This window comes from Sphingobacterium sp. MYb388 (genome assembly GCF_037479535.1).
Lineage (GTDB): Bacteria > Bacteroidota > Bacteroidia > Sphingobacteriales > Sphingobacteriaceae > Sphingobacterium > Sphingobacterium anhuiense.
On sequence record NZ_JBBGYV010000012.1, the window covers coordinates 56,780 to 71,666 of the forward strand.

General features: G+C 33.2%; 16 protein-coding genes and 1 riboswitch. Of the genes, 4 read left to right on the forward strand and 12 right to left on the reverse strand.

Going from position 1 to position 14,887, the window contains the following annotated elements; all coding sequences use genetic code 11:
* Nucleotides 1–36: 36 nt before the first annotated feature.
* The 5 genes from WH188_RS24555 to WH188_RS24575 are packed head-to-tail and all read right to left on the reverse strand — an operon-like array spanning nt 37 to nt 4,165.
* A complete protein-coding gene (locus WH188_RS24555) occupies nt 37–2,154 on the reverse strand; it encodes a flotillin family protein (RefSeq protein ID WP_132771564.1) in 2,118 nt (705 codons plus the stop codon).
* Nucleotides 2,155–2,163: 9 nt separating this feature from the next.
* Nucleotides 2,164–2,868, reverse strand: a complete 705-nt coding sequence (locus WH188_RS24560; protein WP_132771563.1) for an OB-fold-containig protein — start codon at nt 2,866–2,868, stop codon at nt 2,164–2,166.
* Between the two features lie 16 nt (nt 2,869–2,884).
* Complete coding sequence (locus WH188_RS24565; protein WP_206368603.1) at nt 2,885–3,079, reverse strand: DUF4177 domain-containing protein; 195 nt, start codon at nt 3,077–3,079, stop codon at nt 2,885–2,887.
* Complete coding sequence (locus tag WH188_RS24570) at nt 3,063–3,770, reverse strand: PspA/IM30 family protein (RefSeq protein ID WP_021192377.1); 708 nt, start codon at nt 3,768–3,770, stop codon at nt 3,063–3,065. Before WH188_RS24570 ends, WH188_RS24565 begins: the two co-directional genes overlap by 17 nt.
* Nucleotides 3,771–3,775: 5 nt before the next feature.
* Nucleotides 3,776–4,165 (reverse strand): YbjN domain-containing protein, encoded by a 390-nt coding sequence (locus tag WH188_RS24575; RefSeq protein WP_021192378.1) that lies wholly within the window; start codon nt 4,163–4,165, stop codon nt 3,776–3,778.
* A gap of 93 nt (nt 4,166–4,258) precedes the next feature.
* Between WH188_RS24575 and WH188_RS24580 the strand changes: the two genes are divergently transcribed.
* A complete protein-coding gene (locus WH188_RS24580; protein WP_132771562.1) occupies nt 4,259–4,918 on the forward strand; it encodes a helix-turn-helix domain-containing protein in 660 nt (219 codons plus the stop codon).
* Nucleotides 4,919–4,996: 78 nt separating this feature from the next.
* On the opposite strand, the gene WH188_RS24585 is transcribed toward WH188_RS24580, so the two are convergent.
* Nucleotides 4,997–5,176, reverse strand: coding sequence for a hypothetical protein (locus tag WH188_RS24585; protein WP_084825378.1), 180 nt, complete (start codon nt 5,174–5,176; stop codon nt 4,997–4,999).
* A gap of 65 nt (nt 5,177–5,241) precedes the next feature.
* Nucleotides 5,242–5,640 (reverse strand): single-stranded DNA-binding protein, encoded by a 399-nt coding sequence (locus WH188_RS24590; protein WP_132771561.1) that lies wholly within the window; start codon nt 5,638–5,640, stop codon nt 5,242–5,244.
* Between the two features lie 175 nt (nt 5,641–5,815).
* On the opposite strand from WH188_RS24590, the gene WH188_RS24595 reads away from it, so the two are divergent.
* Both WH188_RS24595 and WH188_RS24600 read left to right on the forward strand, forming a co-directional pair.
* Entirely contained in the window at nt 5,816–6,187 is a 372-nt protein-coding gene (locus WH188_RS24595; RefSeq protein ID WP_021192382.1) for a hypothetical protein, read from the forward strand.
* Nucleotides 6,188–6,521: 334 nt separating this feature from the next.
* Nucleotides 6,522–7,010 carry a hypothetical protein gene (locus tag WH188_RS24600; protein ID WP_021192383.1) on the forward strand — a complete coding sequence of 163 codons (489 nt, stop codon included), beginning with the start codon at nt 6,522–6,524 and terminating at the stop codon, nt 7,008–7,010.
* Between the two features lie 249 nt (nt 7,011–7,259).
* Here WH188_RS24600 and WH188_RS24605 read toward each other — a convergent pair whose 3' ends face one another.
* The 5 genes from WH188_RS24605 to WH188_RS24625 form a co-directional block, all read right to left on the reverse strand.
* On the reverse strand, nt 7,260–7,787 hold the full coding sequence (locus WH188_RS24605; RefSeq protein ID WP_021192384.1) for a DUF4833 domain-containing protein: 528 nt from the start codon (nt 7,785–7,787) through the stop codon (nt 7,260–7,262).
* 142 nt (nt 7,788–7,929) lie between these two features.
* Nucleotides 7,930–10,242: a 5-methyltetrahydropteroyltriglutamate--homocysteine S-methyltransferase gene (metE, locus tag WH188_RS24610; protein ID WP_132771560.1), complete on the reverse strand. Its 2,313-nt coding sequence runs from the start codon at nt 10,240–10,242 to the stop codon at nt 7,930–7,932.
* A 155-nt stretch (nt 10,243–10,397) separates the two neighbouring features.
* A riboswitch (SAM riboswitch) is annotated at nt 10,398–10,502 on the reverse strand.
* Nucleotides 10,503–10,577: 75 nt separating this feature from the next.
* Complete coding sequence (locus WH188_RS24615; RefSeq protein WP_132771800.1) at nt 10,578–11,345, reverse strand: phosphatase PAP2 family protein; 768 nt, start codon at nt 11,343–11,345, stop codon at nt 10,578–10,580.
* 62 nt (nt 11,346–11,407) lie between these two features.
* On the reverse strand, nt 11,408–12,097 hold the full coding sequence (locus WH188_RS24620) for a response regulator transcription factor (protein ID WP_021192386.1): 690 nt from the start codon (nt 12,095–12,097) through the stop codon (nt 11,408–11,410).
* Nucleotides 12,098–12,156: 59 nt separating this feature from the next.
* On the reverse strand, nt 12,157–13,989 hold the full coding sequence (locus WH188_RS24625; RefSeq protein ID WP_132771559.1) for a sensor histidine kinase: 1,833 nt from the start codon (nt 13,987–13,989) through the stop codon (nt 12,157–12,159).
* Between the two features lie 123 nt (nt 13,990–14,112).
* Between WH188_RS24625 and WH188_RS24630 the strand changes: the two genes are divergently transcribed.
* On the forward strand, nt 14,113–14,604 hold the full coding sequence (locus tag WH188_RS24630; protein ID WP_132771558.1) for a hypothetical protein: 492 nt from the start codon (nt 14,113–14,115) through the stop codon (nt 14,602–14,604).
* The last annotated feature ends 283 nt before the right edge of the window (nt 14,605–14,887 follow it).

Genomic DNA, 14,887 nt, shown 5'->3' on the forward strand with positions numbered 1-14,887 from the left:
AAACAATCCGTTATCAAGTTGACATATGTGTAAAAATTAGATCAATTTTTTGTTTGATATTCCTAAGTTTTTGGCTAAACCGAATAACGAGTTGATGAAATTAGTATCTTCATTATCATCCGCATTTTTGGCTGCTTGTTGTAATTGAACCAAGGCAGCGGAGACAGTTAGATTTTTGATATCATTAGATGAAATACCATATTTATCGGCTAAGCCACGTACTTTTTCTGCCAGATCACCTTTTCCGTCTGGACCCAACAATGAATTTTTGATGTCTGTTGCATGTTTTGAATTATTGATTAAATGATCAAATCCTTTGGAATTAGAAACTTGGCGTACAATGTTTTCGAAGAACATAGTCTCACCTCCAACGATATCAATTTTTGCAGTTTTTAACGCTTCTGCCAATACAGATGCTTGTGAAGCTGCGATATCTTTTTGAATGCCTATTTGAGCCAATTCAATATCTTTTTCTTTTTGTAGTTGAAGCTTGAATTCTTCGTGATCTCTTCCAACACCATCTAACTTTTTCATTGCTTCAGCTTTTTCTTGAATACCCGTGGCTTCAGCAATTGCTTTCTCTCGCGTTACCTCTGCCTCCATTATTCCCTGCTTACGGCTTGCTTCAGCTTTTTTCTCGATGATAGATGCCTCTGCAGTACCCTGTATTTGAATTGCTTCTGCTTTCGCTATCATAACTTCTGCCTCAGATAGACCTAAAGCAGCATCCTCTTTCGCTTGTGCTTCGGCAATTATTTTACGACCTTCTGCTTCTTTTACTGATGCTTCTTTTTTCGCATCAGCATCGATTAATAACTCTTGCGCTTTTTTCTCGGCAACTTTTCTGCGGGACTCCGCAAAAATAACATCTTGCTCAGCTTTTTGTTCAGAAGCTATTTTATCTGCTTCAGCAGCTTTGACAGTTGATATTAGACGCTCTTCGGCTTCTTGTGATGCCGCAATAACACCTGCTTGTTTTTTTCGTTCAACTTCACGGAATACCTCTATATCTTTGACACCTTGTTGTTCTTCTACAACACCTTTTTCGAGTTGAACACGCTCTTTGATTACATTTTGAATATTTTTCTTTTCGATTTCAATTGAACGTTCCTTATCAATTTGTGCTAATGTGACAATTCTTATTCGCTCTGTCTCTTCCAGTGCACGATCTTTTTCCACACGTTCAGTTTCAACCGCACTAGTACGTAATTTGTTTTTCTCTGCAATGATAATCTGACGAAGCTTATTTTCTTCTTGAATAGCTAACTGTTCTTCTGTAGAGATGCGGACAGTTTCGGATTTTAGACGCTCTTCTTCTCTAACTTTCGCTATTTCAGCATCTTCACGAGCTTTAATATTGTCGATTTCGCGACGTTGTTTCTCTTCTTTTTCAGCTAATTGTCGATCTAACTCAAGTATTGCCTCACGCGTTTCTACATTCTGTTTTTTAATTACTTTTTCTTCATCACGACGTATTAAATTGGCATGAATATTCTGAGCTGCAGTTAGTTCAGTGATTTTACGGATACCCTGTGAATCTAAAATATTATCTGGACTTAAAAATTTCAATTCTGTTTGTTCTAAATAATCGATTGCACAGTCGTCTAATATATAGCCATTCAAATCTGTCCCAATAATATTTAGAATTTCATTTCTAAATTCCCGTCGAGCTTCGTACAATTCAATAAAGTCGAATTTTTTTCCTACAGTTTTTAGTGCTTCTGAAAATTTGGATTCAAAAATACTTTTTAACGTATCTGGATCACTCGCGCGCTCACATCCTAAATTTTGTGCTACACTGATTACATCATCAACAGACTTATTAACACGTACAAAAAATGCGACCTTAATATCAGCACGAATATTGTCCTTACATATTAATCCATCGTGCTGCATTCTGGATATTTCAATCTTTTTTACTGAAATATCCATTATCTCCATTTTGTGAAAAACTGGAATGACATACATCCCTTTGTTGAAAGCAACATTTGTCCCGCCAATCCCAGTTCTTACTATTGCTTTTCCTTGTGGAATTTTTTTGTAGAAAGCACTTAATACAATGAAAAATGCAAAAATTAGTAAAACTATAATTCCTACAATCAAGAGGATGAGACCTGTTATCCCATCTATAAATAAAAGAGTTTGTAACTGCATGGTTAATAATTAAATATTGTGAATGGTTATTTCTTTGGTTACGTAATATATTTTTTTGTCTTTTGATTCATCAACAATAATGACTTCATCTCCATATTCTATTTTTTCTCCATTTAGACTTTCTACATAAAGCCGTATAGGATCTCTTTCGATCAAAAATTCTGCTGATCCCAGTTTTTTTCCTTCTATTGTTGCTTTCATTTTTCCTATTCTCCCAAGGAAATCAATCGGTTCTTCCCCATGATATCCAATGTTTTTAAAAAGTTTTACAAGAGGTTTAGTGAAAAAATGCATTAATATAAAAGTGATGAAAAATATAGGAATTAAAATAAAAAGGGATTTCAGTCCCCAGGTGGCGGTATTTAAAAGTAATGAAGAAATGATCGTGATGATCCATCCAATAAATTTGAAAAGTGTAACGATGATCATAATAGGAACTTTGCCAACATTAATGAAATCCATTGCTTTTGCGAAAAATGATGGCTCTATATGTGTATCGGCGTCCGAATGGTGATGTAAATCTTGTGAACTGTCTACGTCTGTTACATCAGCAGTAGAGTGGAGGTGACCATCCAGGTCCACATCGCCATCAAAGAGATGTAATCCATCCCCCGCAAAGGACATAATTATCCAATATAACAGCGAAATTCCTGTCAGTACAGTCATGATACCGTTGGATACTGGATTGAAAAGGAGGTTGAATAATTCGCTCATAATGGGTTCGGTTTTGTTATAATTCTCTTTTGAATGTATAGTGAAATGACCAAGAACTTCCGCCGATCTCTAAATCTTGCATCGATACAAGTTCCCAGCCCTGAGCACCTAATTCGTTAAGTATTTCATCTATTCGATCTTCATCAAGTTTTGTCCCCCAAAAACCTTTAGGTTCGATTTTAATTGTTTTGTATTCAAATTTTCTCATCATTATTAAGTTTTAATTTTAAAGCTTCTAGTTCGGCATTGATGGAGTCCTTATTTGAAATTGTTTCATTGATTTCATCAATGATCGATTTATTCCCATGTGCAATTTCGCCATATGCTTTTGCTAACGCTTCATCTTCCTCTACTTTAACTTTCATTCGTTCCAGCATAGATATGGTACTATTTGAATCAATATTCGCCAATTGCTTATTGACCATCTTAGCGGCGTTAGACACTTTTACACGAGCTTTTAATGTGGTTAATTCGCTTTCCCATTTCGTAATGTTGAATTTGAGTACATCTACATTCTTATGTAATTCATCTGCTGACTGAAGATGAATTATACTTTGTTTTTCTAATTCTATCGCCTCTGCTATAAATTGCTTTTTTAATAAGAGAGCCTCTTTTGCTAAGTTTTCAGCTTTATCAACTTGAAGTTCTCCATTCTGTGCTTTCTTTAATAAGAGAATAGCTTTTCCTTCAAACAGGTTTGCTTCTTCTTGTTTTTTCTCAAAATTGCTTTTGGTACGAATTGCTAATGCTTTTACTTTAGCATATGCCTCAAGGGCTTGTTCTAAATCTTCTTTCATTTCCCGGATACCTTGTTCCGTCATTTTGATTGGATCTTCCATTTTTTCAACGACAGCGTGTATTTCCGCTTGACCAATCCTGAAAATTCTTTTAAAAATATTCATAATTACTATAATTTAGAGAAGTTAATTAGTTGATTGTAATACTCACTGATTAATAAGCTTAAAGAATTGATGGCTGCATCAAATTCATTTTGGTCAATATTGCTGATTTGTAGTGTGTATCTAAAAATTACTTTTTTACCGTCTTCTGTTAACGCGAAACCACCGTGGATCATGTCCCTATTTTTAATGAGTAGTGATTTAAACAATTCCATACTTTCATTGGAAATTGTAAATAAGTATTGTTCAAAAATTAAAATTGGATTAGCTATACCTACAATCAAATTGTGAATGCCATCTAATTCATTTTGAATGATGAAAACGCCTTCTTTCTCATCTTTATAAAAGATATCGTATCCGATATTGCTAATAAAATTTTCAATTTTTGAGAAGTACATAATTTAGTTTTTTATATATTGCATATATTCTTTGCATAAAGATAATATTTTTGCAAAAATATTTTGCAAAAAATTTTAATTTTTTTTTTAAAAATGACAAATATTGGTAATAATATAAAGAAATTAAGAAAGGTGAGAGGGTTAAGCCAACAAGCATTTGCTGATTTATTTAATCTAAGCAGAGGTAATATTTCGTCTTATGAAGAATTAAGAGCTGAGCCTAAAATAGAAACAGTAATGATAATTGCTAATTATTTTGGCATTCCTTTGCAGAGTTTAATTCAAGAAAATCTTTCTGTTAATCAAATTTTAAATTTCAGTGATTATTTTGAACCAGCTATTGTAACAAATAGCACAAAAAAATTAGCAGGTATTCCCTTATTGACCCGAGAAGTTATGATGAACAATACTGATTTGTTAAAGCAAATAGAGGGCGCACCACAACTTCAGCTTCCTATTCAAAGTAAGCATAAGTTTTTAGCCATTGAGTTTTCAGAATTGATTGCCGCTCCATTGGAATTGGAAGTTAAAGAGCAAAGTATACTAATTTTTGAAGGTATTGAAATGGAATATCTGCATCTTCTTCACAATAACTTGGGTTTGTTTTTGTCTGAAGAGGAAGTTTTTGTAGGGAAGTATGAGCAAAATGGGGAACAGATATCGCTGATTCTTAGCTCTTGGAAAAAAAGTTTATTTTCCTTGTCTGATATTCGATATTATTGGAAATTGTATGGAAAGTTTGAAAAAGTTTAGTAGTTCAATAGTAATGAAACATAGATATAATTAAAAAAATATGCCTAAAATATTTTTAGGCATATCTTGTAAGTTATGTTAGTTTTTACTACCTCCACCAAAAAGTTTAGCTAGTAGCCATATTACTAAAGCAACAACGACCACAACGATGATTATACCTGACCAAACTCCTGCTTTGAAAATACCTTCAATGACCGAACAGCTCGATAAAGAAAGGCAAGTTAACACGATTAATGATATTGGAAATATTCTTTTCATATGATATTGAGTTTAAATAAGAAACAATCATCTGGATTGAAATGTTTGTTTTTACTACTATTTAATTAAAATGGTAAGTCTTCTTCTGTAATTTCTTGACTAGAAATTTCTTCATTTCGTTTCCTTAATTTAGATTTATTCATAACAATTAAACTGTCGACTTTGATTTCTGTAATTGTCTTGTTATTTCCATTATTATCTTCGTATTCGCGGTAGGTAAGTTTTCCCTCTACTAGTAACTCTGAACCTCTTAGACAATATTTTTCTACAGTAGTATTAAGGTTGCCCCAGATCACTAAAGTATGCCACTGGGTTTCATCAACCCATTCACCAGCTTTGTTTTTAAATAGATCTTTGGTAGCTAAACGTAAGGTTGATACTTTAGTTCCGCTTGTGCTAATTTTTACCACGGGATCAGAACCTAAGTGTCCAATCAATTGAATTCTGTTTTTTAATCTGCTCATAACTTTGCTTTTAAATGTTTGTAAAATTGTTTAACTTCAATAAATGCATCCTTTCGAATTATGCTTAGGAAACAGAAACAAAAGTGAAAAGTAATTGAGATTTTAATCGGTTAATAAACGTTTGTAATCGACTATAACCGTTTGTAAGCGTTTGTTGTCGTTTATTTTATGATTTATGGAAGAAGAAATTAATTTAAAAAAATGTCTAGATTGTAAAAAGTCAATAAGGGGACGCTCTGATAAAAGATTTTGTGATGATGCCTGTCGCAATAGTTATAACTATAAACAGAATAGTGATCAAACGAACTTGATCAGAAAGATCAATCATACATTGCGTAAGAACAGGCGTATTCTACAAGAAGTTCTGGGAGATGAAGGGATACTCAAGATAAGCAAGGAAAAGATGTTGCTGCAAGGCTTTGATTTAAAATATCATACTCATAATTTCATCAATGCTAAAGGACAGACCTACTATTTTATTTATGAGTATGGCTATTTGGTTCTGGAAAATAATTTGCTGTTGATCGTGAAACGTATACCTAAATAGTTTTTGATAAATTTATTTTGAAATTTCAATTTTGTTTTAAATATTTGCAAAATCAATTAGGTATTCACAATTAATAATAGAAGAATATGTTTGCTATATTAAATAACCCTACTTCAATCCAAAAGAAGGATCTTGGGTATATTCTTCAGAATACTTTTTTCTCGTAGTTACTCCTCTTTTGACTTTATTTTGGTCTCGACAATGTTCGAGCAATTAATGATTTCTTTGGTATTTCGTGAGTCGAGGTATTTAAGATAATCTTTTATTTAATTATTGATCCTTAAATAGACATCGCTTATTTAAGGATCTTTTGAGAATTGATGCAATATATTTTATGAATAAATATGTGTTACAGGCATTGGATAGTTATCCATATTACCTAGAAAATACGTTAGAATCTTTGTCATACGCCTTGTCTTATGATGATTCAAATACGATGGCACTATGTCTGATGGGGAGACTTCATGCGGAACAGTTGTTTGATTTTGAACAAGCAAAGAAATATTTTCAAGAAGCGTTAGTACATAATTTATATGCTTTGGAAATTTATCAACCTTATATACAAACCTTGATTGATACCAATGCATATGAAGAGGCAGAAAAAACAATTGAGTTTGCTTTAACAATACCCGGAGTTTCATCTTCTTTATTTTTATTAAAAAGGGTACTTATATTGGAAAAACTTAAAAAATTTAAAAAAGCCTTAAAAGTATTAAATTTGGTTAGATTGGAAAATTTAGATAGTGAGATGTTGTCCACGATCAAAGACGTTGAAGATCGAATAAAAGGAAAACGGAAAATAGGACGTAAAAGCAAAAAATAACTAATTGACAGTTTATTCTTTCTAATTGAGGATAAACTCAATAGATTGTTTCTGAGATGAGATGAATAACACGTATATCCTTCCCCTGAATTAAAGAAGGGTATACGTTTAAATATTATGATGCAACAACGTCAAATAAACGCCTCATTTTCTTTTTCAATCAAATGATGTAAACTAATTAAATAAAAAATCTAATGCATTAAAGAGTTGAATATGACAGTAGGCAATGGGATTGGCGCCTAATGTCAACTATGGTATCAATTTCTCTCGTACTTTGGTACCCCTGTGGTCTGTGCCGTAAAATATGAGATATTCAACTTGCGTCCCTAAGCCTGAAGTTCCCTCTTTTTGTTTGATGAAAATACGATGGAGATTAAATTTGTGACCATTTAATGTGGTTTCCACATAAGGCTTTCCTGCTTTATCCATCTTGAGATATAAGGGTTGATTTTTGTAAGACACAATCTCAAACTCAAATGTATTATTGCCTAGTTCTTTTGTTATAATACCGTAGGCAAATTTTTGTTGGATACCAGTTAAAGGTTTAATTTCTCCTCCTTTATCATATAAAATCCGATAGTTATTGATAGGATTCTTGTTATTGAAATGCTGTTTATCACTCATATTTGCTTCATAAACATAGGTGTTATGACCTTCGCTATGTTGTATATAAAAAAGAGTGTTTGATTTGAATGGTGGAGTGGGATAGCCCTCTTGTGCAAAGGTATAGATTGATACAAAAAACAGAAAGTATAAAAGACAAGTGAAAGTTTTCATGATATACACTTTTTTGATTAGGGTAAATTTAAACTTTCTATATTAAAGTATTAAATAGAAACTATTATTTTTTTACAAAAAAAAGATCCTGAAGTGATTTAACTTCAGGATCTTTTATATTTATAATTCTAAAAATCTAAACTTATTCAGCTCGCAAGATTTTAGCAGCTTCAACCATAGCTTCTAAGGCAGCTTTAGTCTCTGGCCAAGCACGTGTTTTTAAACCACAGTCAGGATTTACCCAAAGTTGTTCAGCTGGAACTACCGCTTTTGCTTTACGTAATAATTCAACCATCTCTTCTGTACTCGGAACACGAGGAGAGTGAATGTCATATACACCTGGTCCAATATCGTTTGGATATTTAAAATCTGCAGCAAATGCATCTAATAATTCCATTTGCGAACGTGAAGTCTCGATAGTAATTACATCAGCATCCATTGCAGCAATATCTTCAATGATATCGTTGAACTCAGAGTAACACATATGGGTGTGAATCTGTGTATCGTCATCTACATTCGAAGATGAAACTCGGAATGAACGTACAGCCCAATCTAAATATTGTTGGTGATCAGCTTTACGTAATGGCAGACCTTCACGAATTGCAGGTTCATCGATTTGGATAATTTTAATACCTGCTTTTTCTAAAGCTTGTACTTCATCTAAAATCGCTAATGCAATTTGGTAAGTTGTTGTAGAGCGTGGTTGATCGTTACGTACGAATGACCATTGTAAGATCGTAACCGGCCCCGTTAACATTCCTTTTACTGGACGGTTTGTCAGGGTTTGAGCGTATGAAGACCAACGTACGGTCATATCAGCAGGACGGTAAACATCACCATAAATAACTGGAGGTTTTACACAACGTGAACCATATGACTGAACCCATCCGTTTTTAGTGAAGGCATAACCTGCTAATTGCTCTCCGAAGTACTCAACCATGTCATTACGTTCGAATTCACCATGAACTAATACATCGATATCCAATTGCTCCTGAAGACGGATTGTTCTTTCTGTCTCTTCTGCGATTTCTTTATCGTATTGTTCTTGAGAAATTGCGCCTTTTTTCAAATCAGCTCTCCATTTACGAACATCTTTAGTTTGTGGGAATGAACCAATTGTCGTTGTTGGAAATGCTGGAAGATTAAATTTCGCTTGTTGTGCTTCTTTACGAGCTAAGAAAGTAGATGTACGTTTAGCATCATCATCAGTGATATTTGCTGTACGTTCTTTAACTTCAGGCTTGTGGATTAAAGAAGATGTACGACGGTCTTCCGCAGCAGCCTTATTGGCTTCGAAACGCTCAGCGGTTTTTGCATCTACTTCGCCTTCAGCTAAGATCGCTAAATCTTTTACCTCTGCTAATTTTTGCTTAGCAAATGCCAACCAATTTTTAACTTCTTTAGGCAATGACTCTTCATTATCTTCATTGTCTAAATCGAAAGGTACGTGTAATAATGAACTCGAAGGTCCTACTAATACACGGTCTTTGCCTAAAGCATCAACAGCTTTTTTGATTTGTGCTAAAGATTTTACGTAATCATTTTTCCAAATGTTGCGACCTTCAACTACACCCAAAGAAAGTGTTAATGAAGCCGGAACTTTGGCTAATATAGTGTCGAGTTGGTTTTCACCTCTTACTAAATCAACATGAACTGCGTAAACTGGTAAGTTTAGAGCTGTTTCTTCGTTGTCACGTAAAGCCTCGAAATAAGTCGTTACAATAATTTTGATGTCTTTAGCAGCAGCAGCTAATTTAGTAAATACACGAGTGTATAGAGCACGTGTTGCATCATCAATATCTAAAGCTAAAAATGGCTCATCAATTTGTACATATTTTGCACCAGCGGTAGCCAATTTAGTTAAGATTTCTTCATATACAGGAACCAACTTATCGATTAAATCGATACGGTTGAAACCAGATTCTTTTTCTTTACCTAATAATAAGTATGAGATCGGGCCAATTAACACAGGCTTCGTTTCAATACCTAAAGATTTTGCTTCATTATATTCATTTAAGAATTTCTCTGAAGTCAATTTGAATTCTTGATTTTTCACGAATTCAGGTACGATGTAATGGTAGTTGGTATCAAACCATTTTGTCATTTCCATTGCCGTTACGTCAACGCCATCTTGCTGGAAACCACGCGCCATTGCAAAGTAAAGGTCCAAATTGTATCCTTTATCTTCGTTATTTAAAAGTGATTGATATTGTGCAGGGATTGCACCTACAGTTAATGTCAAGTCTAAAACTTGGTCATAAAATGAAAAATCATTGGAAGGAATCAAATCGATGCCAGCATCTTTTTGAGTTTTCCAGTTGCCTTCACGGATTTTCAGTCCAGCCTGCAATAATTCTTGCGCGCTGATTTTTTTAGCCCAATATGCTTCATTGGCCTTTTTCAACTCGCGGAAGGCACCTACACGTGGGTAACCTAAGTTGTTCGTTAGTAACATAAATATAAAATTATTTTATTTGTTCAACCTTAACGAAGCAAGAAATTAGAAGGATTTTTTTATTCGAAATAAAAAACGATCAAAAATTCTTGAATCTATTTACTAAATTTTTTGATTGCTTTTAGAGAGGAGGGCACAAGATATATTTTGTGTCTAGCTTATCATTCCCACTTTTTGATGGGGTAGAATGTAGCACCTTGTCAATCGACAGGTTGCTAAGGCTTCATTGGGTCTATTCCCTCTGCCTTTCTCTATAAGCGCTGTAAATATCGGAATTAGTTTTATAAAAACAAATATTTTGTAACTTTTATATAAAAATGATAATAAACCAAGGTTTAAAATTGGAAATTAGCAGACAAACCAATTTGTTTTCCATTGTAAAATGGTATTGCCATCGTTAGGTAACTTGTTTTTTTTGATTGCAAGTGTTTATCAAATAATGGTAAGAGCCAGTATGCAATTTTTGTTCCCATAATACCAATACCAGCTCCCATGGCGACGTCAGAAAACCAATGTTTATGATTATACATTCTCAGGTAACCTGTTCCCGCCGCAATTGTATAGCCTGCAATACCATACCAAATGGATTGATCTTTATATTCTTGCCATAGAATTTCTGCACCGGTAAAAGGTACAGCAGTATGTCCTGAAGGAAAAGATTCTTGATCTGCGCGATCGGGTCTCCAAGTAGGTGTCGTTTTTTTTATGGTATATACTGCTGATAAGGTGATTGCATGGGCAATCGAACTTACCACTAAGCGTTGTTTTAAATTGTGCTTACTTGGTATTCCGAGTAAGTCAAGCCCAAAGACCGCTGCAGAAGGAATGAAAACACTAACATTATCAAGTTTAAAGGTTTTGGACGGATCATTATTAATTGAATTGTTTATTTGTTGATCCTTATGTTTGAGGTATGGGCTATTTAATGAGATTACTCCGTAAGTCATTAAAGCCGCAGGAACTATTAATTGCTTATAATTTATTGGCTTAGCATTGGTTTCAAAATCTTGATTATCATTTTGTAAAGTATCTTTTTGCGCATAAAGCGATGTAGAAGAGCAAAAGATTGAAAGGATTAAAAAAAATGGAATCGATAGTTTCATTGTTGCAAGATAAACAAAAAGAGATGTTTTTAACATCTCTTTATTATTCTAGTAATTGTGTATTAGCTAACCAATAATTTATAGCCTTTTCCATGTACATTGACAATTTCAACTTTGGGATCATCTCGTAGGTATTTTCTCAATTTGCTTAAGAAAACGTCCATACTCCGGCCTGTAAAGTAATTGTCATCATGCCAAATTTTTAAAAGGGCTTCTTCTCGAGTCAGTACATCATTCTTTTTTAGACAAAGTAGACGTAATAATTCCGCTTCTTTCGTTGATAGTTTTTGTTGCACACCTTTATGCGCAATTTGTTGACTTGTATAATCGAAGAAGTACTCTCCAATCTCAAATTTATCGCTTACAACCTGATCATCTTTCTCTCTTACAACACGCTTAAGCAATGCATTTATGCGAAGGAGTAATTCTTCCACTCGAAATGGTTTTGTGATATAATCATCGCCACCAAGTTCAAATGCTTCTGTTTTATCTTCCATCATACCTTTTGCAGTAGCAAATATGATGGGGGTTGTTGTATTTATTTTCCTGATTTCTCGGCCTACTGTAAAGCCATCTTTCTTGGGCATCATGACGTCTAAAATGCAAAGATCATAACTGCTCTTGCGAAATTGATTGACAGCTTCTTCACCATCTGTACATAAGGTGACATCAAATTTCCCTTTAAGCTCTAAATAATCTTTTAATAAATCTCCTAAGTTTGGATCGTCTTCTGCTAATAGTATCTTCTGCATATTCTTATGGTTTTGTTCGAATATTGATGATAATATACGAAATTAATATCGTTTTAAATTTAATTTTTTATGGGTAATAGAATGTCAAACTGCGTTCCCTTATCTTTATCGCTTTTTACTTGAATTTTACCATTCATTCTTTTAATAATATCATAAACATATGATAGTCCCAATCCAAAACCTTTTACGTTGTGGACATTTCCTGTAGGAATGCGATAAAATTGATCAAATATTTTTAATAAATGATCTTTTGCCATTCCAATCCCATTATCAATAATTGTAATTTGAATACTTTCTTTTGTATTTTTGGTTTTCACAATTATGTGTGGATTATCTTTACTGTATTTTATAGCATTATCTACCAAGTTGAAAAATACATTTGACAAATGAAGTTCATCTCCTACTACAATATCATTTTGTGCATCAAAGTGATGTTCAAATTTGCCACCTACTTTTTGTATTTGAAGTTGCATGCTGTCTAATACTGCTGAAAGCAGATCATTAATGTGAATAGGTGTTTTTTCTAACTTTAATGTTTCTTTTTCCAGACGGGCAATATCTAATACTCGTTCGATATGGTTACCTAATCTCACATTTTCATCATATATAATATTTGCAAGACGCTTTACTCTACGCTCATCAGATATGATCTCTGGATCTCGCAAGGATTCACTAGCTATCATAATTGTAGCAACAGGTGTTTTAAATTCGTGCGTCATATTGTTGATAAAATCAGTTTTCATCTCTGAAACTTTTTTCTGTTTGAATATGATTAATAGGGTATATGCAAAACAGCCAATTAATAGGAAAAGCAAAGCTATTGTAGGGAGCAATAGATAACTCATATTATCAACAATGATAGTACTTTTTCTAGGAAAATAAACGCTTAATCTTCCTGGAGGAGAACCAATATCTCCTTTAAATAGAGCTGTTGAATAACGAGTTATTTTATTTGGTTTAATAATATTATCGATGGTTTGTACACTGAAAACGATATTACTGCTATCGCGAACTTCAATATTAAAAGGATAATTGATATCTCTTTCTGCAAGTTCCTCTTTTAATAAGTTTTGAATGAGATTAATATTTAAGCGCTCTCTAAATGGGCGTTTGGATAGCTCCATTCCAATAGCAACATCTTCAATAAGACCGCTTCTTTTCCCGCCAATAGCTGCGATAGTATCAAATACATTTTTACCAGTTCCAATCAAATTCTGACCGCTCATATTTTCCAACTTATTTTCAAGATCTACTATTTTCTTAGCAATCTGTTTATTGAATCTTGGAGGTAAAGTCGCAATTTTATACTCAATTGCTTGCTTTAAGATAGGATCTATTGTTGGTATAACGAATCTTGCACTATCATCTTTTGCATTTTCTTTTGGTAGAAATTTGGTTGCTCCAATTTCTACATATTCTTTTATGACATGATCAGGACTGTTGTATTTGATGACGTCAATGCTTAATACATTTTCTTTACTTTTTCTATTGATGTAAGTCTCATAAAATGAATTTTCAATAGATACAACACTAGGAAATGTTTCTTTTAGTTGATCTTCAGCTTCTTTAAATTTTTCTTTTATGGCATATTGATCAGCTCTTAAGTTTTCCAGATCTCTTTGCATTTTCAATTGTTCAGCAAGATGCCTTTGCTTCTCCTGCTCAAATTGATATTTTTTGATATTGGTTTGCTGTTGCACTTTTGCAAAATCAATTACCTCCCGACGTTCTATTTTACCTGCGACTGCCGTTAAGGAAGCATTGACCGATTCGTCAAACAATTGTGATTTTTGACGATAGGATTCTCTGATAAAATAAAATTGCATAGCTGCCACTCCCAGTAATGCTAGGGTCATCAAGCTAATAATTAAAACTATGCTACTTTTCTTCATTTGTTACAAATATAGGGATGCTTTATTTGATTTAATTGCTTTTAACAATGTTTAACAAGCTTAATGTTTCATTATGAAGGATTAAGCTTTATTTTAGATAAATATTTTATAAAAATACTCGATATGAAAAAGATATTAAGTTTAGTTTGTTTCTGTATTTCATTTTTTGCAACACATGCATATAGTGTATCCAGAGATACATCAAGTGCTAAGTTTGGTACAGAGGGTAATAAATACGGATCGAAAAATTTTGATTTAAAATTGGAGCCCAATTCGGATGAACGTTTTAATGTAGTAAAATCGAATAGTCTGCCAATAGATAGGGAGGGTGCAGATTTGAATATGAGAGGAAGTCGCTACAAGTCTAATACTCCGGTGTTAAAGATTCCGACAGATCCAAATGTTCATTATCATATGCAACACAAAAAAACTGACATTGACGATGCAGCTCCGATACCAAATTCTTTTAAGAATGCTATCCCTTTAGGAGACAGTGGCAATTCTAAACTTGAGAATAAGCCTGTTCAACCTTTATATAAATTAGAGTTTTTACCCGATAGCCTGATGCATCGTCATGACTCTCCACTCAAACGTAATGGATATAAAGCTAAATGAAGATAATTAAACCATATTTTATTGTTGCTTAAATTTTGACGGAGCTTTATTTTACTTGGTTTTTAGTTAAAAATATAGGTTCATATAAGGCAATGGGCAAACAACAACAATTAATTAGTCGCTAATTGCTATATATTGGCTATTCCTTAGATTTTGAAGTAAAGGAATTTCAGTAAATCTTGAGAATCAGCATCTAAAATTTAATTATGCTCAGTAATTGTACTTATCATATTTTGCTGTACAAGAGGTTTATTTATTATACAACCTTTTAAATGCTATTGTT

Excerpts from the sequence above, each read along its gene's own strand:
- WH188_RS24555 (WP_132771564.1), bottom strand. The coding sequence starts at position 2,154 with ATGCAGTTACAAACTCTTTTATTTATAGATGGGATAACAGGTCTCATC.
- WH188_RS24560 (WP_132771563.1), bottom strand. The coding sequence starts at position 2,868 with ATGAGCGAATTATTCAACCTCCTTTTCAATCCAGTATCCAACGGTATC.
- WH188_RS24565 (WP_206368603.1), bottom strand. The coding sequence starts at position 3,079 with ATGATGAGAAAATTTGAATACAAAACAATTAAAATCGAACCTAAAGGT.
- WH188_RS24570 (WP_021192377.1), bottom strand. The coding sequence starts at position 3,770 with ATGAATATTTTTAAAAGAATTTTCAGGATTGGTCAAGCGGAAATACAC.
- WH188_RS24575 (WP_021192378.1), bottom strand. The coding sequence starts at position 4,165 with ATGTACTTCTCAAAAATTGAAAATTTTATTAGCAATATCGGATACGAT.
- WH188_RS24580 (WP_132771562.1), top strand. The coding sequence starts at position 4,259 with ATGACAAATATTGGTAATAATATAAAGAAATTAAGAAAGGTGAGAGGG.
- WH188_RS24585 (WP_084825378.1), bottom strand. The coding sequence starts at position 5,176 with ATGAAAAGAATATTTCCAATATCATTAATCGTGTTAACTTGCCTTTCT.
- WH188_RS24590 (WP_132771561.1), bottom strand. The coding sequence starts at position 5,640 with ATGAGCAGATTAAAAAACAGAATTCAATTGATTGGACACTTAGGTTCT.
- WH188_RS24595 (WP_021192382.1), top strand. The coding sequence starts at position 5,816 with ATGGAAGAAGAAATTAATTTAAAAAAATGTCTAGATTGTAAAAAGTCA.
- WH188_RS24600 (WP_021192383.1), top strand. The coding sequence starts at position 6,522 with ATGAATAAATATGTGTTACAGGCATTGGATAGTTATCCATATTACCTA.
- WH188_RS24605 (WP_021192384.1), bottom strand. The coding sequence starts at position 7,787 with ATGAAAACTTTCACTTGTCTTTTATACTTTCTGTTTTTTGTATCAATC.
- metE (WP_132771560.1), bottom strand. The coding sequence starts at position 10,242 with ATGTTACTAACGAACAACTTAGGTTACCCACGTGTAGGTGCCTTCCGC.
- WH188_RS24615 (WP_132771800.1), bottom strand. The coding sequence starts at position 11,345 with ATGAAACTATCGATTCCATTTTTTTTAATCCTTTCAATCTTTTGCTCT.
- WH188_RS24620 (WP_021192386.1), bottom strand. The coding sequence starts at position 12,097 with ATGCAGAAGATACTATTAGCAGAAGACGATCCAAACTTAGGAGATTTA.
- WH188_RS24625 (WP_132771559.1), bottom strand. The coding sequence starts at position 13,989 with ATGAAGAAAAGTAGCATAGTTTTAATTATTAGCTTGATGACCCTAGCA.
- WH188_RS24630 (WP_132771558.1), top strand. The coding sequence starts at position 14,113 with ATGAAAAAGATATTAAGTTTAGTTTGTTTCTGTATTTCATTTTTTGCA.